General features: G+C 55.1%; 20 protein-coding genes, 1 tRNA gene and 1 pseudogene. 8 read left to right on the top strand and 14 right to left on the bottom strand.

Annotation, left to right across the window (positions count from 1 at the left end; translation table 11 throughout):
* Positions 1–80: 80 nt before the first annotated feature.
* Together ACT3XD_RS06080 and ACT3XD_RS06085 are read right to left on the bottom strand one after the other, a co-directional pair.
* A complete protein-coding gene (locus tag ACT3XD_RS06080; protein ID WP_192538731.1) occupies positions 81–731 on the bottom strand; it encodes a 1-acyl-sn-glycerol-3-phosphate acyltransferase in 651 nt (216 codons plus the stop codon).
* Between the two features lie 8 nt (positions 732–739).
* Entirely contained in the window at positions 740–1,354 is a 615-nt protein-coding gene (locus ACT3XD_RS06085; protein ID WP_192538732.1) for a TetR/AcrR family transcriptional regulator, read from the bottom strand.
* A 189-nt stretch (positions 1,355–1,543) separates the two neighbouring features.
* Between ACT3XD_RS06085 and ACT3XD_RS06090 the strand changes: the two genes are divergently transcribed.
* The gene (locus tag ACT3XD_RS06090) at positions 1,544–2,230 is read left to right on the top strand and encodes an SOS response-associated peptidase (RefSeq protein WP_192538733.1); all 687 of its coding nucleotides are present in this window, start codon (positions 1,544–1,546) and stop codon (positions 2,228–2,230) included.
* Positions 2,230–5,082 carry an insulinase family protein gene (locus tag ACT3XD_RS06095; RefSeq protein ID WP_192538734.1) on the top strand — a complete coding sequence of 951 codons (2,853 nt, stop codon included), beginning with the start codon at positions 2,230–2,232 and terminating at the stop codon, positions 5,080–5,082. Before ACT3XD_RS06090 ends, ACT3XD_RS06095 begins: the two co-directional genes overlap by 1 nt.
* 14 nt (positions 5,083–5,096) lie before the next feature.
* Here the strand turns inward: ACT3XD_RS06095 and sbcB are convergent, their stop codons facing one another.
* The 4 genes from sbcB to minC form a co-directional block, all read right to left on the bottom strand.
* Complete coding sequence (gene sbcB, locus ACT3XD_RS06100) at positions 5,097–6,590, bottom strand: exodeoxyribonuclease I (protein ID WP_192538735.1); 1,494 nt, start codon at positions 6,588–6,590, stop codon at positions 5,097–5,099.
* A 160-nt stretch (positions 6,591–6,750) separates the two neighbouring features.
* Entirely contained in the window at positions 6,751–7,002 is a 252-nt protein-coding gene (minE, locus tag ACT3XD_RS06105) for a cell division topological specificity factor MinE (RefSeq protein WP_018918334.1), read from the bottom strand.
* Positions 6,999–7,817: a septum site-determining protein MinD gene (gene minD / locus ACT3XD_RS06110; RefSeq protein ID WP_192538736.1), complete on the bottom strand. Its 819-nt coding sequence runs from the start codon at positions 7,815–7,817 to the stop codon at positions 6,999–7,001. Before minD ends, minE begins: the two co-directional genes overlap by 4 nt.
* A gap of 151 nt (positions 7,818–7,968) precedes the next feature.
* Positions 7,969–8,724: a septum site-determining protein MinC gene (minC, locus tag ACT3XD_RS06115; protein WP_192538737.1), complete on the bottom strand. Its 756-nt coding sequence runs from the start codon at positions 8,722–8,724 to the stop codon at positions 7,969–7,971.
* 183 nt (positions 8,725–8,907) lie between these two features.
* On the opposite strand from minC, the gene ACT3XD_RS06120 reads away from it, so the two are divergent.
* Positions 8,908–11,724 carry a DUF349 domain-containing protein gene (locus ACT3XD_RS06120; RefSeq protein WP_192538738.1) on the top strand — a complete coding sequence of 939 codons (2,817 nt, stop codon included), beginning with the start codon at positions 8,908–8,910 and terminating at the stop codon, positions 11,722–11,724.
* A gap of 119 nt (positions 11,725–11,843) precedes the next feature.
* On the opposite strand, the gene phbB is transcribed toward ACT3XD_RS06120, so the two are convergent.
* On the bottom strand, positions 11,844–12,590 hold the full coding sequence (phbB, locus tag ACT3XD_RS06125; RefSeq protein WP_192538739.1) for an acetoacetyl-CoA reductase: 747 nt from the start codon (positions 12,588–12,590) through the stop codon (positions 11,844–11,846).
* Positions 12,591–12,863: 273 nt separating this feature from the next.
* Between phbB and ACT3XD_RS06130 the strand changes: the two genes are divergently transcribed.
* Positions 12,864–12,940 (top strand) — tRNA-Met (locus tag ACT3XD_RS06130).
* 205 nt (positions 12,941–13,145) lie between these two features.
* On the opposite strand, the gene ACT3XD_RS06135 is transcribed toward ACT3XD_RS06130, so the two are convergent.
* Positions 13,146–13,370, bottom strand: coding sequence for a helix-turn-helix domain-containing protein (locus ACT3XD_RS06135; protein WP_192538740.1), 225 nt, complete (start codon positions 13,368–13,370; stop codon positions 13,146–13,148).
* A 125-nt stretch (positions 13,371–13,495) separates the two neighbouring features.
* Here ACT3XD_RS06135 and ACT3XD_RS06140 point away from each other — a divergent pair, with 125 nt between their 5' ends.
* From ACT3XD_RS06140 to ACT3XD_RS06150, 3 genes are read left to right on the top strand one after another with little or no spacing between them, the layout of a single operon-like run.
* Positions 13,496–13,735 (top strand): hypothetical protein, encoded by a 240-nt coding sequence (locus ACT3XD_RS06140; protein WP_030074449.1) that lies wholly within the window; start codon positions 13,496–13,498, stop codon positions 13,733–13,735.
* A complete protein-coding gene (locus ACT3XD_RS06145; RefSeq protein WP_192538741.1) occupies positions 13,728–14,948 on the top strand; it encodes a site-specific integrase in 1,221 nt (406 codons plus the stop codon). Before ACT3XD_RS06140 ends, ACT3XD_RS06145 begins: the two co-directional genes overlap by 8 nt.
* Positions 14,935–15,888 carry a TraI domain-containing protein gene (locus ACT3XD_RS06150; protein WP_192538742.1) on the top strand — a complete coding sequence of 318 codons (954 nt, stop codon included), beginning with the start codon at positions 14,935–14,937 and terminating at the stop codon, positions 15,886–15,888. The genes ACT3XD_RS06145 and ACT3XD_RS06150 overlap by 14 nt, the downstream gene beginning before the upstream one ends.
* Before the next feature lie 97 nt (positions 15,889–15,985).
* Here the strand turns inward: ACT3XD_RS06150 and ACT3XD_RS06155 are convergent.
* The 3 genes and pseudogenes from ACT3XD_RS06155 to ACT3XD_RS06165 all read right to left on the bottom strand — a co-directional run bounded on the left by ACT3XD_RS06155 (position 15,986) and on the right by ACT3XD_RS06165 (position 17,810).
* Positions 15,986–16,863: pseudogene (locus ACT3XD_RS06155) on the bottom strand (transposase).
* 102 nt (positions 16,864–16,965) lie between these two features.
* Entirely contained in the window at positions 16,966–17,205 is a 240-nt protein-coding gene (locus tag ACT3XD_RS06160; RefSeq protein WP_192538743.1) for a helix-turn-helix domain-containing protein, read from the bottom strand.
* A 239-nt stretch (positions 17,206–17,444) separates the two neighbouring features.
* Positions 17,445–17,810: a hypothetical protein gene (locus tag ACT3XD_RS06165; RefSeq protein ID WP_192538744.1), complete on the bottom strand. Its 366-nt coding sequence runs from the start codon at positions 17,808–17,810 to the stop codon at positions 17,445–17,447.
* A gap of 40 nt (positions 17,811–17,850) precedes the next feature.
* Between ACT3XD_RS06165 and ACT3XD_RS06170 the strand changes: the two genes are divergently transcribed.
* Entirely contained in the window at positions 17,851–18,384 is a 534-nt protein-coding gene (locus ACT3XD_RS06170; RefSeq protein WP_192538745.1) for a hypothetical protein, read from the top strand.
* Positions 18,385–18,822: 438 nt separating this feature from the next.
* Here the strand turns inward: ACT3XD_RS06170 and ACT3XD_RS06175 are convergent, their stop codons facing one another.
* The 3 genes from ACT3XD_RS06175 to cynS all read right to left on the bottom strand — a co-directional run bounded on the left by ACT3XD_RS06175 (position 18,823) and on the right by cynS (position 21,330).
* Positions 18,823–18,966 (bottom strand): helix-turn-helix domain-containing protein, encoded by a 144-nt coding sequence (locus tag ACT3XD_RS06175; protein WP_082116947.1) that lies wholly within the window; start codon positions 18,964–18,966, stop codon positions 18,823–18,825.
* A gap of 219 nt (positions 18,967–19,185) precedes the next feature.
* Positions 19,186–20,721, bottom strand: coding sequence for a sigma-54 interaction domain-containing protein (locus ACT3XD_RS06180; RefSeq protein ID WP_208862749.1), 1,536 nt, complete (start codon positions 20,719–20,721; stop codon positions 19,186–19,188).
* 159 nt (positions 20,722–20,880) lie between these two features.
* Positions 20,881–21,330 carry a cyanase gene (gene cynS / locus ACT3XD_RS06185; protein WP_096652822.1) on the bottom strand — a complete coding sequence of 150 codons (450 nt, stop codon included), beginning with the start codon at positions 21,328–21,330 and terminating at the stop codon, positions 20,881–20,883.
* Positions 21,331–21,338: the final 8 nt, after the last annotated feature.

The raw sequence follows: 21,338 nt of genomic DNA on the forward strand, positions 1-21,338 counted from the left end.
CTTCTAGGCAGAAACAGCTCTATAAAGAAGTAGCGCTAGAGAGGTAAAGAGCGCTCGAAAAGAGCAATTTAAAGAGCCGATTAGCGGTGACCAAGATCTTTATCGGCGGCCGCTTTAAGCCCTCTTACTCGCGCTTCCAGATAGCTGCGTAGCGCCACGTCATTGACTTCCTGGGCATTAATCGGCGGACCGAAATGCAGGCTAACCGGCGCCCGAAAGCGGCTTGGCCACTTCTTAAGCGCTTTACCATTGTAGTGAGATGTCCATGACCCCCAAAGCCCGGCAAGCCCTGCCGGAATCACAGGCACGTTATCGCGCGCCAAAATGGTTTCCAGGCCACGTCGAAAGGTATGAATTTCACCGTCGGGAGTTAACCGCCCTTCCGGAAATACCATGACCACTTCACCACGATGTAGCGCCCGGCTGATTTCATCCAGCGTACGCCGCAAGGCGCCGGGGCTACGCCGCTCAGATTCAATGGGAATGGCGCCAACCAGCTGAAACCACCACTTGAGCCAAGGCGAATCGAAAATCGGCTGATCCATGACGAACCGCAGCGGCCGAGGGCTGCCGCCGCCCAACACCAAAGCGTCCATAAAGCTTACGTGATTACACACCACGAGCGCGCCACCCTGCCTGGGCAGGTGGTAGCGTCCATGAACATGCAAACGGTAGCACAGGCGCATAGCCAGATAGATCAGGCTACGTAATACCTGGCGAACACCGTTCATCCAACATCTCACGCTGCAGGCCCCCGATGCCGGAGCCCTGACAGTACGGTGCTTACTAACTGATCAAGTAATTCATCCACTTTGAGCTGCTGCCCTTGCCAATAACCTAGCCGCTCATTTAAGCCTAGCTGTACAAGTCCGTGCACACTACCCCATAGGGTGCGTCCTAAACGGCGCGCCTCTAAATCATCAAGCGTGGGCTGATACTTTTTAAGGGCAGACTCAACCTGAGTAAACAGCGCTTCAATCAAAGCGCCTTGACGCTGATCCAGCTCACCCTCCTGAGCCAAGGGGTAATCAAACAAAAGCTGCCAGCGGTAACAGTCCTGCTCGGCGAAATGCCAGTACGCATGAGCAAGCGAACGCAGCCACGGCTCGGGGGCGTCCTCGGCTAATGACGTAATGGTATGCTGCAATCCTGCCAACGTTTCAACGTTGACGTTCTGCAGTAAGTTGTTAAAGCTGCCATACAGTTTGAGCAGCGTACTGGGTGCGCAGCCAACCTCTCTAGCCAGGGCACGCAGTGACAAACCATGGACTGGCTTTTCAGCCAACCACTCATCACAAACGTTCATGACCTGCGCATGGAGGGCATCGGGCGCATGCTGTCTAGGACGGGCCATGGCGATCTCTTCAGGTCAACGGCAAACAAATAAGAATGCCTCACCGCGCTTTAGCGTGAGCAAGGGGTAATATAGGATACCTTACATCGAACACTGTTTTCGACACTAAAACATTACATTTACTGCATTCTTATGCGTCTTTCGCTCTCCCATGACATGATTGCGTCGATTTGGCTTAAGGAGAAAGGCATGACGGGACGCCTACACGTGCAAAACTTAGCGCTTACGCGTCTTTTGCCCTCGCTTAAGGCGCACTCAGCGCTTGTGGAATCGCCCAATCTGGCGCCGCGCCAGCCGGTTTCGGCTATTCGTTTAGCGCAAGGTGAGTATCAGCTTGAGTCGCTGTTCTGGGGGCTTACGCCGCCGTGGCTGACGGTGCTGGATCACGCTCCCCACTGCGCCAGGGCCGAGACCCTTAGCTCAAAGGCCATGTTTTATGAGGCTTTTCAGGCCAGGCGCTGCGTTATTCCGGTAAGCGGTTTTTATATCTGGAAAGCGCTGCCGCGAAGCAAACAGCCCTATTTGGTCACTCACGTAACCCGTGCGCCCCTGCTGCTGGGGGCATTATGGTGTCGTTATCATACAACGCTTAGCGCGTTTACCGACTCAACCGCGCTGATTAGCGTGCCCGCCAATGCGTGTCTTGCACCATTGAGCGACCGTCTGCCGGTGGTTATTCCGCCTCATGCTCTAGACACATGGCTTGACCCAGACAGCCTTCTCGACACCGTCAAAGAATTATTAATGCCCGCGCCTTTGGAACTGTTGGGCGCTTTTCCGGTATCAAAGCATGTTAATAATCCTGCCTATCAATCTGCGGTCTGCGCCCACCCCATAGGGCCAATGCTGCAGTGGGCCACCGCACAGGAGCCATAATGTTACAGCCGATGAGTATAGTCCCCGAACGCGTGCCCTATCCGCGTATTAGCTTGATTGTGATGCTAGGCGCTTTATGGTTCTCCCCCCACTTACTGGCGGCAAGCGATCATCCGGTCGACGAAGTGGTAACACCCACCACCAGCCCTTTCGATAGCCGCGACTATCGCGTATTGACCCTCGAGAATGGCTTAAACGTTTTGCTGGTAAGCGACCCGGAAGCCGACAAGGCCGCGGCCTCGATGAACGTTCGAGTGGGCAGCGCTCAGGATCCGGACGACCTAATGGGGCTTGCTCACTTTCTTGAGCATATGCTGTTCTTGGGCACTGAGCCCTACCCCGCTTCAGATGCCTATCAGCGGTTTATTTCAGACCATGCGGGCTCTCACAACGCTTTTACCGGCCAGCAGGACACCAACTACTTTTTTGATATCGAGCCGTCAGCCCTGCCGGAAGCACTTGACCGGTTTAGCGAGTTTTTCTTATCGCCGCTGTTTAATGCCGATCACCTGGCGAGCGAGCGCAATATTGTTCACTCGGAATACATGGCGCGTATTCGCGATGAGTCACGCCGTGAAAACGACGTGCTCAATCAGCTATTGAATCCTGACAACGCCACCACCAGCTTTGCCGTAGGCAGCCGCGAAACCCTCGCCAACCCGCCTGAAGGCGAGGCGACGCTGCGCGAGCGGGTGATGGACTTTTACCATCAGCATTACGATGCCAACGTTATGAACCTGGCCGTGGTTGCCCCACAGCCGCTGGATACTCTCGAAGACTGGGTGGCAGAACGCTTTGCCGATATCCCCGACAATGACCTCAGCGTTCCGGCGATTGATGCGCCACTGGTAGATGCGTCCACTCTGCCGCGCTATATCGAGCGTCAATCGCTGCAGGACCGTCGCCAGCTGCGTTTTTACTTTCCGATCCCCGATCCCACCGATGAGTATCGCACCAAACCCACCCAGGTGATTTCACACCTGTTAGGTGATGAGGGCGACGGCAGTCTTTTAGCCGTACTGCGCGATGCAGGCTTGGCCGATGGACTGTCGGCAGGCGTTGGCCGAGGCGATGGCGAGAATGCTTTATTTACCGTATCCATCAGCTTAACGCCTGCAGGGGCTGAGCGGCTGGATGATATTCAAGCCACGCTGTTTGCCGCCATTGAGAAGATCCGTACCAAGGGGCTCGCCGACTGGCGCTACGCAGAGCAACGCGACCTTCGCGAGCAGGCCTTTCGTTTTCAGCAGCACGGTGCGCCGCAGCAGGAAGCCACTCGTCTTTCAATGAGCCTGTCCCGCCATCCGGTGGAAGATGTACAGTACGCCGCCTACCGAATGGATGCGCCGGACGCTGAACGCCAAGAGGTGTATTTAGATGCGTTAACGCCTGACAACATGCTGCGCTTTTATTCCGCACCGGACATTGAAAGTGACACCGTGTCGCCTTGGTTCAATACCCAGTGGCGGGAGCAGCAGCCTTCCCAGGCAGGCCAGGTACTGGGTGAACTGACACTCCCTGAGCCGAATCCGTTTATTGCCAGCGATCTGACGCTCCTGGAAGGTCAGGATGAGCGCCCCAGCATACTAATCGATACACCCTCGTTTCACGCGTGGCATATGCAGGATGCCCGGTTCAATACGCCAAGCGTTGAGTGGCGCCTGAGCCTGCAATACCCGGACGCCAGCTACTCACCTGAAGAAGTGGTGCTGACTCAACTGCTGGCCGGGTGGTTAAACGACAGCCTCAATGAGTCACTGTATCCGGCGTGGCTGGCGGGCCAAGCGTTTAGCGCCTATCCGCATGCGCGCGGCATGACGCTTTCGTTCTCAGGCTGGCGTGATGGCCAGACGCCGCTCATTGAGCAAGCCATTGATCAGCTTAAAATGGCCGAAATCAGCGACAGCACCTTTGAGCGCGTACGCTATCAGCTGCAGCGGGAATGGCGCAATGCGCCGCAGTCATCACTTCCAGGCCAGGCTAGCCGCACGCTAGGTGAGGCGCTGCTAGCCCCTCAATGGTCGACTACCGAGCTTCTTGCCGCCAGTCAGCGCCTGGAACGCAGCCATCTGGAAAACTTCCGCAAGCGCTTTTTAGGCGGGCTTTATGCTGACGCCATGGCGGTCGGCAACCTGGATGCAGACCTGGCCCGCGAGCAGGCCGACATAATGCGTAACAAGCTACGCCCGCGCTTAACCCGTGACGATATTCCTAAGCTAACGCCACAGGCTGTCAGCGAGACGCCCAGCGTGCTTCGCCCCCACAGCACGCGTGAAGAGTCGTTGGTGTTGCGCTATTTACAGGCCCGCAATCAAACCGCCAAGGAGCAGGCAGTAACCAGCGTGATTGCGCAATGGCTGGAAACGCCGTTTTATCAGAAGCTGCGTACCGAGGAGCAGCTAGGCTATATCGTAAATGCCGGTTATTCGCCGCTGCTTGAAGCGCCCGGTATTGCGCTGCTCGTTCAATCGCCCGATGTGGACAGCGAAACCGTGGCTGAGCATATGGATACGTTTTTGGATGACGCCAGCCAGCAGCTTGAGCAACTAGACGATGAGACACTCGCCCCTTACCGTCAGGCGGTTCATGACCGGCTCAAACAGCGCGATACCAGCCTGAGCGGTATGGCCAGCCGATACTGGCAGGCCACCGCGCTGGATGAAATCCGCTTTGATCGCCGCGAGGAGCTGGCCAATCTGGCACTTGAGGTAAGCCCAGCCGATATACAGGCCGCATGGCCTGAGCTGCTTACCCACCAGCTGGATGTACGCTTCAACCCAGGCGATACACCCAGCGACGTGACACCCTATCGTGAAGCGTTAACGCCGTTTAGCAAACAAAGCCAGCAGTAAGCCACATGACCCGCTCAGGCATCAAAGGCCTGGGCGGGCATCATCGCCTCGACGAACATTACCAGCTCCTCCAGCACCTGCCGCTCACGGTCGCTGAGCGTTTGCTGGTTATAGCGCTCAATTTCCCGGGCAAACGCTTTAAGTGTAAATCCTGAAATGGCCGGATCGTTGATACGCATCCAGCGAAACGCTTCCCACTGCTCGCGCTCCTCACCTTCCAACGTATCGGGGTAGCTACGCGCCCGATAGCGGAACAGCATTTCTTCCAGGCGCGGGTCCTGAAAGGCAAACCGCTGCCCGACTAAATCCCAGGGATCCATTTCGCGCACCCGCTCCATCTGCTGACGGTCAGCGGCGGAAAAGAAGCTGCCTGAATAAAGCATTAAATCAGGGTCTTGAACCGGCTCATCAAAACCTGCTTTAAATACATCGGCGACTTTCTGCGCCACGCCCTGGGCGCTGCGTAGGGTTTTCCAGTGCTGGCGACAGGTAACAATATCCAAGCCCAGGCGCTCAACAATCGCGCCGTAAGCCCCCTTTTGCGGCCCATCAATATCTTTAAGCACGCTGGCCGGAAAGATAACCGGGCAGCGATTGATATGAATGACTTTCAGCGGAATACGCGCCTCGCCTTCCGAAAGATCCTGCTGGCTGACAAAAACGCGCTCGCGGATCTCTTCAGCGCTGAGCGTTAGAAGATCACCAGGGTCAACGCTTAAATCGTAAACGATCATCCCATTGGGGTTGGTGGGATGTTCAGCCAGCGGCATCACCAGGGCACTGCAACCACGGCTGGCCGGGTAGCGGCGTGAGATATGCAGAAGCGGCTTGGCGTTAGGCAGGTCTAGCTGTTGGGCAACCGCGCGCTTGCCACGCAGGCCAAGCAGGTAATCAAACAGCTTGGGATTACGCTCCTTGAGCAGTCGAGCCAGGGCAATAGTGGCCCGCACGTCGGCTACCGCGTCGTGGGCGCCTTCGTGGTCAATACCATTGGCTTTGGTCAAGTGCTCAAGCTTAAAGCTTGGCGCGCCATCTTCGCGCAGGGGCCACTCGATGCCGTCCGGGCGCAGTGCGTAAAACGCCCGCACGACATCAATCAAGTCCCAGCGGGAATTGCCGTTTTGCCACTCGCGAGCGTAAGGATCGATCAGGTTACGATAGAACAGATGGCGGGAGACTTCGTCATCAAAGCGCAGGCTGTTATAGCCCGCGACACAGGTGCCTGGCTCGCTCATATGGCGCTGCACTTCACTGGCGAACTGCGCTTCAGGCAAGCCGTGGCGCTGGGCTTTTTGCGGAGTAATACCGGTAATCAGGCAGGCGGCAGGGTGCGGCAGATAGTCGTCTGCCGGCTTACAGTAAAGCTCGACCGGCTCGCCAATCTCGTTTAAGTCCGCGTCGGTACGCAGCGCAGCAAATTGGGCAGGCCGATCTCGGCGTGGATCGGCCCCGAACGTTTCATAGTCATGCCACAAAAAACTGGCAGGGGCGGCATTGGATGGCGCCATGAACAAGCACTCCGCAGGGCAAAACACCAAGCCTAGCACACCCTTTGCCTATCTCGCCGCTAACCTATTTCGCCAAACCTATCTCACCAAACCTATCTCACCAAACCTATCTCGCCCTTCGCCCCTATCACGGCGCTGACTCTTCTCGACAGGATTGCTCTTAGCTTTTAGGCAACGTTACGTTCAGCTCAAGCACCGAGCAGTTATCTTCGCTATCCAAAGAAATCTGGATAGCGTTATCGTCTACATGCACATAGCGACGGATAACTTCTAATAGTTCGCGCTCAAGCAACGGCATGTAGTCAGGTTGACCACGTTGGCTGCGCTGATGCGCCACGATGATTTGTAACCGTTCTTTGGCCACCGAGGCGGATTTCTTGCGCTCACGCTTCAAGAACTCCAGTAGTTTCATCGACGGTTACCTCCAAACATGCGGCTGAGCAGGCTCTTACGCTGCACTTCATGAAAACGTAACGGAATCTCTTCACCCAGCAGACGCGATACCGTATCGCTATACGCCTGGCCTGCATCGCTTGATGCATCATGAGTGACCGGCACACCTTGGTTAGAGGCACGAAGCACAGCTTCAGACTCAGGAATAAGGCCCAACAGATGAACCGCTAAAATTTCACGAATATCTTCAAGGGTAAGCATATCGCCCGTAGTCACGCGCTCGGGGTTGTAGCGGGTAACGAGCAGATGCTCTTTAATCGGATCGCCGCCTTGCTCAGCACGCCGGGTTTTTGATGCTAAAAGTCCCAAGATACGGTCAGAGTCACGCACCGAGGAGACTTCAGGATTGGTTACTACAATCGCTTCGTCGGCAAAATACATGGCAAGCTGCGCACCACGCTCAATACCGGCAGGTGAATCACAGATAATAAAATCGAACTCTTCTTTGAGCTTGTCCAGTATTTCCGCCACCCCTTCCTGGGTCAGCGCATCTTTATCGCGGGTTTGTGAGGCGGGCAAAATATATAAATTCTCAACGCGCTTATCACGGATCAGCGCCTGATTGAGGCCTGCTTCCCCCTGGATAACATTCACCAGGTCATATACCACCCGGCGCTCGCAGCCCATGATCAGGTCAAGGTTACGCAGCCCCACATCAAAATCGATAACTACGGTTTTTTTACCGCGCAGCGCAAGCCCCGTAGAGATTGCCGCAGCGCTGGTAGTTTTACCGACCCCCCCTTTACCTGAGGTCACAACAATAATTTTAGCCAAGATTAACTTCCTTCTTGAAGTCGTTCATCGCGAGCGCATGACGCAGAACGAATAACGGAAACGTCAATGTTATGTAGGATGCCATACTGTAACGGATAGGCAAGGCAGCGTCGCTAAGCATTAAGCATGGATACACCCCGCGCTTACGCCATTAACTTAGCGGCTTAATTTCAAGTTGCTCTTTTATAAAATGAACTTCTGCAGCACAGCCTAAAAGCTGTGAATCAATATCTTCAAGACGTTTATAGTTTCCTGCGACAGAAATCAGCTCGGCTTCAAGTTCACGACAGTAAATACCCGCCTGAGTATTGCCGTGTATACCTGCCAAAGCTCGCCCGCGCAAAGCACCGTAAACATGAATGCTCCCCGCAGCCAATACCTCAGCGCCCGCATTGACCGCGCCAATGACGACTAAATCCCCGTCTGACGCACTAACTTGCTGGCCTGAGCGAACGGTACCGCGAAACAGGCGCGTGGCAGCGCTAGGCGCTTCCAGATTTTCAACATCAGGCTGCGTGCTGGAAGCGACAGGCGCCATTTCTGGCGTTCGGCTAACGCTCTCAAGCGATCTAGCCCGCCCCTCTTCTACGGGCGCGAACCAGCCAAGACCCAATGCCCAGGCTGATTGACGCACCGGCTCTGAGCCACCGCGTACGGCTACCGGCAAAAGCTTGTGGTCCCGACAAACGGCGCATATCCGCTCCAGGGCTAAGTGGGGTTCATCAAGCTTTTCCACGCTAAGCACAACCGGTGTATGCTGAAAGAATGCCGGAGATTGAGATAGTTTACCGGCCAGCTGCCGCCGGATATGCTCAGGATCGGCGCTACTTAGCTCCATGACGGTCATCGGCAGCATGCCGCCTTTAAAGGTAAACGCCACGTTGGCACTATCGGCGTTGAGGCTCATAGCCGAACTCCATGTCATGTTCAGGTAAGATAAAGGTAGCGCAATTTGGCGCCTTTCGGTGTGAAGAATCAATTTCTATTACACCCTGATAAGGCAAAGCTAAGCGACAGCGCCGGTGACTGCAACCGCCTGTTCAACAATGGCTGATTTTTTTATGCCACGCACCTCTACGCAGGATGATCCATGTACGGACTGTTAAGACGCCTGTTCGCTCCTCGGTGGCAACACCCCGACCCCGAGGTACGTCGACAGGCCCTCGCACGCCTGGACCCGAGCCAGACAGAGCAGCGTGAAGCGCTGCAAGCACTCGCTCACGATAGCGAAAGCGACATCCGCCTGGCGGCTCTATTAGCGCTGGATGACATACAAGGCCTGTTCGATGCTTACTCCGATCACCGCCAGCAAGAGGCATGGTTTAATGCCATGTGCCAGCGGCTCGGTGGTCTTGAAGGTAATACCGACCTTCATCAGCGCCAAGCACTTGTAGAGCAGTTAGATGAATCGCGACTGCTGAATGCGATTGCTCTTCAAGGAGATAATCTTAATCTCCGCCTAACGGCGCTTGCCCGGCTCACCGATGATAACGATCTTATTACCCAGGCGTGTCACAACGGCGTAGCCACCGTGCGCCATCGCGCGGCCGAGCGCATAGAAGACGAAGAGAGCTTAAAGCGCCTGCTCAAAGAGGCTCGCCGTGACCGTCACGTCGTGCGTCTTGCCCGTGAAAAGCTCGGCCAGAAGCGCACCGATGCAGAGTGGCTTGCCCAACAGCAACAGCAGCGTGAACAGCTACTTCAGCAGCTTGAGCAGCAGGCGCGTGTCCCGTGGGAGCCGCTTTACGGTGGCCGACTGCGCCATTTGGAGCGCGAATGGAAGGGCCTTGCGCACCCACCTAGCGCCGAGCAGGAGCAGCGTTTTCATCACGCTATGCTGGGCTGTCGTAGAACCTTGCATGATCATGAAACCCAAGAGCAGGCCCGCCAGCAAAGCCTTGCCCGCCGAGACGAAGCGGAACGGACCCGCAACCAGCTTCTGGATGGGCTGGAGGAGACGCTTGAAGGCTTACACCACGCAACGGAAATCACCGAGCAGGATATCGATAGCCTGCGCGCCCAGCGGCAACTGTTTAGCCAGCGCTGGCAAGCGCTTTCTGATTTGCATACTCCTAGCGAGCTGGCCCGGCAGCGCTACACCCAGGCGATCGTTCAGTACGAGCAGTGCCTGGACGCCTGGCACCGCTGGCAGGATATCAGCGTCACGCTTGAGCAGGCTCTGACGAATAACGACTACAGCGCCATGAAGCGCTTGTTAAAAGCGTGCGCCTGGCCTGAAACGCTTACGCCGCCTGCACTCATACAGCGCGCCCAGGCAACGCTTGCCACTGAGTCAAAAGAAATTGACGACAGCCATCAGGCCTCCGTCTCGCTAAGCACGCTTGAAGCGGAGCTTGATAGCTTTGAGCACCTGCTGGAGCGGGGAGCCTTTAAAAGCGCCAGCCAGCTTCATCAGCGCTTAAAGCCGCAAATTGAAGGTTTGAAAACAGCCGATGCCAAGCCGCTGAAAGCACGACTGAAACAACTGGGTGCGCGCCTGGCCGAACTACGCGATTGGCGCGGTTTTGTTGCTGGGCCAAAGCGTGAGCAGCTATGCGCCAGTATCGATGCACTGGCTAATGACCAGCATATGGCTGAAGCCGCGCTGGACCGCCACCACCGCCAGTTGGTAAAAGAGTGGAAATCACTGGGCGATGCAGCGGCAAACCGCGAACAGTCAACACGCTTTCGTGCGGCGTCGGAGCGTATTCATGAACGGCTCGGTCCGTGGCGTGATCAGCTTAGCCAGGAGCGTGAAGCGAATCTGAGCGCCCGGGAACAGCTATGCGAACAGCTTGAAACCCTGCTTGCTCAACCGGCCGAGAATGCCGACCCTGACGTGCTGCGTGAAATTCGCGATAAAGCACGTCATCAATGGCGTCACTATTCACCGGTCCCCCGCGAGCGCTCTGAAGCGGTAGGCCAGCGGTTTGGTAAAATTCGTCATCAGCTTCAGACGCTGATCGATCAGCGAGCAGAGCAAATCGCCTCACAAAAACACGCTTTGATTGAAGAAGTGAAGGCTTTGCGCAGCGATGAGCAGCAACCCTTGGCTCAGCGCATTTCCCAAACCAAGCAGCTACAGCAACGCTGGCGCCAGTTAGGGAGAGCCCCCAAAGGTGCAGAGCAGTCGCTTTGGAAAGCCTTTCGGCATGAGTGCGATCAGCTATTTGCTCAACGTGATGCACATAAAAACGAGCAGGCCGCCCGCCAGCAACAGCAACTTGATGCGATGCAGGTGCTGATTGACCAAATGGATAGCTGGCAACCCACTACTGCCCGGGAAGCGAGCGTGCTGGAAGACTTCCTAAGCCAGGTCAACGGACTTGAACCGCTGCCAAGAAACCGTCGCAGCGAAGGTATGCAGCGACGTTTGAGTGGCATCGTGCGGGCCAAACGCGAGCGCTTAAGTCGCCTGGAAATTGCCGACACGGTTGAGCAGTGGCATCTGATCCTGCCGCTCGTCAATGCTCACCTGGCAGCCGACCAGCGCTATCTGGCCGGGGAAGCCGCAGAAACCGTCAACGCAACGGAGGTGATCAGCACGCCGCTCCCCGCTGCATTTATCGCGGCACACCACACCCGCAATCGTCAGCGCCATACAACCCCCCTACCGTTATCGGCAGAAGATAAAGCGGCGCTGGCGGACTCGGTTTCCCGCCTGCGGGTACACCTTACCTTATTAACCAGCGGCAGCGTACGCCAGACCGATGAACCGTTGCGCCTGGCGATCCAGGTAGAGCGTTTAAATGAAGGGATTCGGCAAGAGCGCAGTCGCCCAGAAGAAATTATCGACGTGCTTGCAGCACTACTTGCGCTTGGGCCGATATCCGCAGAGCAGTGGGAGCGCGAAGTAAAGGAGCTAGATAACTTACTCAGTGACTTGGCGAGGGTTCCCCCACCCTAGCGTGAAGTAGAATTCAGCGACGTGTTTCAGCAACAGCGCAACGGGAGGCCATTGGCCTCCCGTTTTCATGCTCTCCTTATGAGAAAGCATTTATCCAGTAAATCCATAGGCGTGATGGCCTATCCCATAAACTGGCCACCGTTGATATCGATATTGGCGCCAGTGATAAATCCAGACTCTTTATCGGCCAGGAAGGACACTAACCGGCCAATTTCCTCAGGCTTACCATAGCGTTTTACCGGGATCGTTTCGCGAATGGCTTCGCGTACCGTTTCTGGAATTTGCATAATCATATCGGTCGCAATATAGCCCGGCGATATGGTGTTTACCGTGATGCCTTTGGTCGCAGTTTCCTGCGCCAGCGACATGGTTAAGCCGTGCATGCCCGCCTTAGCGGCTGCGTAGTTAACCTGACCAAACTGACCTTTACGACCATTAATAGACGAGATATTGATGATTCGACCATGGCCGTTTTCGAGCATCATCTCGATCACGCTGCGGCAGGTATTAAAGACGCTGTTAAGATTGGTATCGATGACCTGGTACCACTGATCGTAGGCCATCTTCTTCATTGTGCCATCGCGGGTAATGCCGGCACAGTTAACCAACACGCTGATAGGGCCGTATTTTTCGTGGATCTCACGCGCGGCTTCCAGACATGCATTATGGTCAGATAGATCAACCCCTAACGTTGTAATATTTTCATAACCGGCAGCTTGCTGGGTTTCCAGCCAGGTTTTGGCTTTTTCGGGATTGTTATACCCCGCTACCACCCAATAACCCGCATCCGCCAACGAATGGCAAATTGCCGTACCGATTCCACCAGTTCCACCAGTTACCCAGGCGACGGGGGCTTGATTGGCCATTGACTACCTCCCTGATATGACAAATGGCTTGGACTGTAAGCACTGTTATGGTGTCGCAAACCATTTCGAATAAGCGCTAAGCGCTTGTATCACTAACAGCACGTCGCTTTACCTATCAGACGACCTACTGACAGTAAGCTTTTTGTTATGGCTTTTGAAAGCATAGCTTTACTCTTTGTATATTGCAGCAGTATGAATATCAGTCTTATGTGAGTAGTTTTCTAGCGAGGGTTGACTTATCTAAAAAAACCCGTAGAATACGCCTCACGTTGATGCGGGGTGGAGCAGTCTGGTAGCTCGTCGGGCTCATAACCCGAAGGTCATCGGTTCAAATCCGGTCCCCGCTACCAATATTTTGAAAGGCAGATCAGTTATTAACTGATCTGCCTTTTTTGTTGTCTGTCATTCCAAAAAGCGCTGTGCCCAAATTGTGCCCACACCGTGCCCATTTTTAAAAATGCCTATCGGTAGGTGAAAAAGGCGGCGACCTTCAGGTACCGAACAATTTATTCAGCATCTTCTTCTTTCCTACCGAGTTGAGGTGCAGGTTCTGGACTAGACATCCTTGATGTGAGTCACTAGCTGTTCGATCTCACAATCAAAGTAGTAGCAAAGCCTATCTAGATTATCTGTCACCGTGCTGTGGCCTGGGTGATTGATAATTTTCGATAACGTCATCCGGTTGATGCCCGTTTCTTTCGCTATCTCCCCGATCGTAATTCTGCGCCGCTCGGCAAATTCCTTCTCTGCAATCAACTCTTTTAAGTGATACCGAATCATCGTCTTCTCTATTATTGATCATAAAAATTATCAAAAAGCACTTGAAATAATCATTTGATTGTATATATTTCTAATCGAGCGATTAAAAATATTATCAAATGATCACTACATGAGGAGATAATCTCATGGACTGTACTTTTCTAACAACGGAAGAACTAGCCTCACGTATCAAATACGATGCGCGCACTATCCGCCAGCAACTCAAAGACAGCGTGCTCATTGAAGGCACCCATTACATCCGCCCCTTTGGGCGTCGGAAAATCCTGTATATCTGGGAGGCTATCCAAGAAGAAATGCTGCAAGCGACGCCTCGCCAACAACAAGTCGCCATACCGATGGCTAACGGAGGAGTCTGCCATGGGTAAGGTGCGTACGCGCAAGGAAAGCAAAAAGCTTTTTATCGACTTTCGGTTTGACGGACAGCGCTTTCGTGAGCAGACCCTGCTTGACGATAACGCCAAAAATCGCAAACAGCTGGAGCTGCTGTTACAGCGCATGAAAGCAAAGATGCTGCTAGGCGAATTTAATTATGCTGAGTTCTTTCCTAACAGCAGCAATTTACAGAAACTGAAAGGCCACCAGCAAGCTCCTATCACTGAGCATCAAGATACAGAGGCTTTAGACACACCACTCTTCAACAACTTTGCTGATCAGTGGTTTGAAGAGAGCAAGATCCAGTGGCGTGCTTCTCATGTGCGCAATGTGAACTCGATCTTAGATAGCTCACTTAAGCCCGCATTCGGAAAAAAGCCCATTGGTGATATCACCAAGGCTGACATCATGGGGTTTCGCGCCAAGCTGGCCAAGCGCAAGGGACGAGGCACCACAGGGCTAGTATCACCAAAGACTATCAACAGTCATATGACCATTCTACGTATGGTGCTGGATGAGGCCGCCGAGCGATTCGATTTCGAGACGCCTTACAAAAACATCAAACCGTTAAAGCTACAGAAGACGCACATCGAGCCCTTCTCGCTCCATGAAGTCCACCGCATCATTGATAACGTGCGCCCCGACTATCGTAACTACTACACGGTGCGCTTTTTTACCGGCATGCGTACCGGTGAAGTCGATGGATTGAAGTGGAAGAATGTAGATTTTGCAAAGCGGGAAATCTTGGTGCGCGAGACGTTAATCAATGGAGAAACCGAATACACCAAGACTGATGGCTCACAGCGTGAAATCCCCATGTTTGGGCAGGTATACGACGCCTTAAAAACGCAGTATGCCGCGACTGGGCGTATAAGCCAGTACGTGTTCTGCAATCAAATGGGGCAGCCACTTGATCACAATAACGTGACGAAGCGTGTGTGGTATCCCTTGCTGAGATCGCTCGGACTGACCAAACGCCGCCCTTACCAAACACGCCACACCGCCGCAACGCTATTTCTAGCCTCTGGTGAAAACCCAGAATGGGTGGCGCGAATGCTGGGTCACAGTTCAACCGAGATGCTGTTTAAGGTCTATTCCCGTTACGTCCCCAATGCCACCCGTATGGATGGCTCTGCCTTTGAGCGTTTGCTCGGCAATACCACGCCCACTAAACCCCAGAAGGAGCAGTGTCATGAAACGGCTTGATAACATCCCTACTCACCTGTCACGCACCTTCACGGGCACTTACCGTCTTACTGGGCGTGTGGCAAAGTTTGATAATGCGAAAACGCCCTTCTTAAAGCTGCGGCTGAGCGACTGCATAGGGGATCAAATCGCGATGCTCAACCTGAACAAAACAACGGTACCTGAGCGCATCGGCCATCTGGACTTTGTTACCGCCTCTGGTGTGAAGTGCTTATCAGACCAATTCGTACTTGATGAGTTTCGCAAGGCGACCCGAGAGGAAATTAATTCGCTTGATACGCTGCAGTCGTTGCCACGAGTATATTGCCCAGTACCAGAGGTATTCGATCAATTAGTCACAATCGTGCAGTCGCTTGAATCAGCCCATCTCCGGGCGTTTTTGACACGCGTACTGGAACGTAAGGATCGCCTTGAAGCTTTTTTGAATGCGCCCGCCAGCGTGACGTATCACCACGCTTACCCAGGAGGTCTGTTAGAGCACTCTCTGGACGTTGCTAATAATGCCGTGACCATGCTGCGTCTTAACGAGTCAGCATTGCCCCGCCTGATGCAGGAAGCATGCTTTGTGGCGGGGTTATTACACGATATTGGAAAGACCTACACCTACGATTCTAAAGGCAAACCCAATACCGCCTGGAAGCTTTGCAGCCACGATGCCTTTACCTTGGAGGCCTGCGCCTATGGACTCGCGCATTTGGATAAGCACGCGCCTGACCTTGCTATTATGCTGCGGCATGTTTGGACATGCGCCTCACCTGGTGCGCGCTACGGTCAGAAAGCAGCCATAACGCTCGCTCGTTATATCCGTGATGCCGACGGACAAAGTGCAATGGCGAATAATCAGCAGCGAGCTTTCCGCCGCCCAACTAGCAAGGGATTTGGACGACTCGGACAAAACCTTTTTTGGCAGCCTCAGCTAGCCCACTCAGTAACACCATAACGTCGAAGCATTTCAACATTGTAAAAGCCGTCATAATTACTTGTGATGGCTTTTTCTCATCAGGAGTAAGCTCTATGACCACGACGTCACCCCATTCTCAGTAGCATCCGAGTTTAGAGTCTGAAGTTACTGTATCGTGTTTTAATGCCAGTTGCTCAGCATAGGCGGAAGGCGTTAACCCGCCCAGTCCTTTCTTCGGTCTTTCCTCATTATATTCCCGTCGCCATGCTTCGATGACGACCCTGGCGTTATCTGTACGAATGGAGCTAGGTAGACCACGTTGTAAAGCCAGATGATCCAGCATTCGTGTTAACGACAGCCCGCCAATGGCACGTTCAGGCACGATAGCCACGGCTTCATGGGTGGCGTCGTCAACAACGGTGAGGTTCTTTATCACGCGCCCTTCCGCCGTACGGTCAAATACAAAATCCATTGACCAGACCTGGTTAGCGGCACAAGGGCGCCCAATGGGCTTTCTCTCAGACGTAGGAACCTTCTTGCGCTTGTGGTATTTTACCTGCAACCGAGCCGATGCGTAGAGACGCTCTACGCGCTTATGATTGACTTGTTCACCCGTTTTGACGCGGCGCCATAGCGACGATGCCGATGCGCCAAGGCAATAATGCGTTCACGCAATGCCTCATTTCGGTCAGGGGCCGATTGATAGCGCAATGCACTGGCACTCATACGGATGACACGGAGTGCTCGGCGCTCACTCAGGCCACGTGACACCATAAAGCACACCACGTCTCGGCGTGCCGGGGCGCTCACCACTTTTTTCTCAGCGCCTCGCGAGTGACCTCCATCTCCAGTAGCGACTCCGCGAGCAGCTTTTTCAAGCGTCCACTTCCGGCTTCGAGTTCTTTGAGTCGCTTGGCATCGGGGACGCTCATGCCGCCAGCCAAACTTGCTGCGCCAAAGGTAATAACTGGCTTCCGAGAAACCGTGCCGACAGCATAGCTCTTTAATGGGCAGTCACGCTTCGGCTTCACCCAAGAAGCCAATGATCTGTTCTTTGCTGAAACGCTTATTCATGTCCAATCTCCTTAGCATAGGATCGGACTCTAAAGTGTAGCGCTACTCAGTCTGGGGGGGGCGTCGGACCCACCCCTCCTGTTCCAGAGTGGCGAGGATGCGTAGGATGGTGGCACGGTCGATACCGGTGACGTGGTGAAGCTCACCCAGGCTGATGGGCCCGCTGGCGCGGTCGATGGCATTGACGATCGCCAGGCCTCGGGCGAGGGCGCGAATCTGTTTCGTCATGGCCGCCTCCTTTTCACAGGGTGAAAATCTTGCTTGAGATGCGGCCTTTGTCAATGGAGAGTTCAAAGAGGCTCAGATATTGCCTAGCCATCACCCGACGTCACCCCAAGGCTAGGATTGTGCACCAATGTTGATCCTTCAGCGAAACTGATGGCTGAAGAGCCGGATGCCGTTAATTGCGCATTTCCGGACCTGCGGGGGCCAGATCGAGCAATCGCTTGGTCTACCCCCAACCATCTTCGTTTTCAGACCGCTCTCATTAATAAGGCAAGATCACCATAGTTCAGCACCAGTCACTTCTCATCAGCCAGGCCTTCCACCAACTCTCTAGCTGGAAGACTAATATAGTCCCAATGTGCGATAGACTTACTATGCGAGCCTGTTTTAATTACAAGAAGAGCTTTATTATGGAGGCGATCTAGTGCCGAAGAAATTTTACCCGTAGCCACCCAATTACCTGCATCATCGACTTTTACAGTTAAAGCTCGCCCATCAACCCAAACCATAATATTCGCTTCACTATCACACGAAGGCTGTAAAAATGTTTTTACACAGATCTCCCACCCTCTTTCGGATATTTTAATATCTAACTTGAACTTAATATCTTCGTTTTTAGAAAAGACCTCTGCAGAAGTTTTTTTATCGTCTTTGGATTTCACCAACCTACTACTCGGTATTGAAGGGGTGAGCGGAGGGACAGTGATCTTCCGCAGCCATATCGATACCGCCTATGAAACGGGGATACCGCACAACTATCAGGTCTACACCACCGCCGACGTAGCCTTCACGGGCATCGATGGTCAGATAAGCTACCGCGTCACGCCCGAAGCGCGTGTCACCGTATTCGGCGACTATGTCGACACTGAACTGAAGTCCGAAGTTTTCGGGTACTACGATCCCGACTACGCCACTGACAACCTGCCTCGCATGTCACCAGCACGCCTCGGCGCGCGGTTCGACTGGGCCAGTGGGCCGGTTACGGCCGATCTGGAGTATTACCACACCTTCATGCAAGACAAGGTGGCGGTCTACGAGACCCCAACCGATGGTTATGGCATGCTCAATGCTACCTTGGCCTATAGCCTGGACATGAATGGCTGGAACGAGCTGGAGCTGTATTTACGCGGCTCCAACCTTACCAACGAACTGGCCTTCGTTCACACGTCCTTCGTGAAGGATCAGTCGCCACTGCGCGGACGCAACTTCGTTGCGGGAATGAGGTACCTGTTCTGATGAACCCGTTGGAAGATTTTGACCTTACCCCTTATTAGTAAGTACAAAGAGCTTGGAAACTGGTTCGATCAGGCTTGCTGCTAATGCTCAGGTGCCGACAGATATCCGGCACCTTGGCTCTAACCGCAATAGGTTACGCTTTTGGGGGCTATCACTCTGTGATGCAGCCACCCCAACGCGGCGGTCAGATACGGCGGGGTTGAAGCAATGGTGCTGTCGGCGAATTCAAGAGCTGCCATAGCAGTGGCATGAACTTGCGCCGCTGGCACCTTCCCAACGTTTGAATTAGGCCTTATCTCTCCGACGCCACTAACCATTAATCCCCTGGTGACTCAAATCACCAACGGATCCGCTCGCGTGAATGCTCAAGCGCAATTATGACAATATTTACCTAACGCGGAGCGCGACGGGACCCCGACGATTCTCCCGGCAACAGAGTTAACCGCATATACTCCCCAATGGAGTCATTCCAGTGTTCTGATGGAAGAAGTGGATAAAAGCACTGTCTGAGGAGAATTCCAACTGGTAGGCCACATCGTTAACCTGACGCTGGGCAGCGAGCAGTTCAATTGCTGCTAGCAGGCGCCACTGTTACATTTCTTCTCCTTTAGGCTGGCTTTTGCTCAACGGACGTTAGCCCTAGTCAGCTCACCCACGATGCATTTATATATAGCCCCCGGACCGTCCTCTGCCGTTCGCGACCGCCGATGCCCTATGACTGGATGTCGTTCAATATCGTCACGCCCCCACAGCGAGCCGTGACGCAGGCAATCCCCCCACCGCCCTCCCTACGGTGGCGCTCTAGCCGGAGAGCCCCAGCTTATTCCAGCGGTAGCTGTACTGGCGAGGAGTCAGGCCCAGCAGTTGGGCGGCACGGGTCTTGTTGCCTCCCGCTCGCTGCAGGGCACGATAGAGCGCCTCGGGACTGTGGGAGGTGGCCGGCACATAGGGCCGCACATCACTCAGCGTCTCCTCGGGGCCAGCGTCGATCCCGCGGGGATCGGCGGCCGATGGCAGTGACAGGGAGGCCTCCGGTAGAAAGCGTTCGATATCCGCAGCTTCCAGTGCCGGATGATCGCAGAGCAGCACCATGCGTTCAATCACGTTGCCTAACTCACGAATATTGCCCGGCCAAGGATACTGCTGGAGCCGCTCGATGGCACCGGCGGTAAGGTGCACATTGCGCTGGTTGGCCTGGTTGACCCGGTTGAGGTGGTGTAGCGCCAGCGCCGGAATATCGCCGCTGCGCTGAGCTAGGGAGGGAAGCCGGATGGGAATGACGTTGAGCCGGTAATAGAGATCCTGGCGGAAGGCGCCTCGGGCGACCTCCTCCTCGAGGTTACGGTTGGTGGCTGCCACCAACCTCACGTCGATACGAATCTCACACTTGCCCCCCAGGCGCGAGATGCATCCCTCCTGCAGGGCACGCAGCAGCTTAGTCTGCATGGCGAGCGGCAGCTCGCCGATCTCGTCGAGAAACAGGGTACCGCCATCAGCCTGCTCGAAGGAACCCTGGCGAAGAGACTGAGCCCCGGTGAAAGCCCCCTTCTCGTAGCCGAACAGCTCCGACTCGAACAGGGTCTCGGGGATCGCCGCACAGTTGACCTTGATGAAGGGCGCCTCTCGCCGCGGGCTGGCCAGGTGCAGGGCCCGGGCAAAGAGCTCCTTGCCGGTGCCCGATTCGCCCAGCAGCAGCACGCTGGCGGTGGAGTCCGAGACCTGTTCGAGCTCGGCAATCGCCTGTACCAGCCGCGGCGAGTTGCCCACGATGCCGTAGCGACTGGCGCTGGCGTCCAGCGCCCGTGAGAGCAGCCGGTTCTGCTGCTGAAGCGACTCGGTGCGCTCGCGCATCTGGGCATGCAGCTGCAGCAGCTGGCCCGTATGGGCCGCCAGCAGTTTGAGAATCTGCAGATCATCGGCCAGCGGCCGCGGCCGGTGCCGGATGCGATGACAGGCCAGCACACCAAGGGTACGCTGGGCCACGCGAATCGGCTGGGCGATAAACGAGACCGGCCCTTCTGGAAGCAGTCGACGCTCCACCATGCGCCCCAGGAAGTGGGGGTCGTTGTCGATGTTCTGGGAGATCACCAGCTGGCCGCTAGCCAGGACTCGCCCGGTGATGCCCTCGTTGAGGGCGTAGCGTCCACGTGCTATCTCCTCGCGCGTCAGCCCGTAGGCATAGCGAATCTGCCCGGACTCCCCCGTTTCGTCGAATAGCACGATCCTTCCCCGGTTGAGACCCAGCAGCTCCGAGAGCAGGTGCAGCATCTCCTGAAGCGCCGGCCCCGGGTCCAGCTCGCGTCCGGCCAGCGCCATCACCTGCTGTAGCAGCAGCATTTCCTGAGTCCGCCAGTAGGATGCGGAACACCCGTCATCCCCCGGCGATTCCGAGCGCCCCTCCTGGGGTGATACGAGACTCTCCATCGGCTACCTCCCGAAACGATAACTCCCTCCGGCCACAAACGGCCGGAGGGAGTCCCTGTGCTGTATGTAGGATCAATAGCTCTTGTAGGGCAGGAACTTGCCAGAGAGCACCACGTTGACCCGATCGCCGTTGGGGTTTTCCTCGCGTTGGATATCCATGGAGAAATCGATGGCGCTCATAATGCCGTCACCGAACTCCTCGTGGATCAGCTCTTTGATGGTGGTGCCATAGACGCTGACCACCTCGTACCAGCGGTAGATCAGCGGGTCGGAGGGCACCTCGGAGGGCAGCGACCCCTTGTAGGGCACCACCTGTAGCCAGGCCACCGCCTCGTCGGAGAGACCGAAGATCTCCCCAAGCACCTCGGCCTGCTGCTTGTCGAATGTCATCTGGCCGAGGCAGCCGGCGGTGGTCCACTCCTTGCTCAGGCCGACGGCTCGGGCTACATCGCACCACTTCAGGCCCTTGCTCACCTTGGCGGAGAGGATCATCTCGGTCACTTGCTTGCGGTCGGTAATCATCGTTTGCT

The sequence above is a fragment of the Halomonas sp. AOP7-B1-5 genome (genome assembly GCF_052353045.1).
Classification (GTDB): domain Bacteria; phylum Pseudomonadota; class Gammaproteobacteria; order Pseudomonadales; family Halomonadaceae; genus Vreelandella; species Vreelandella colorata.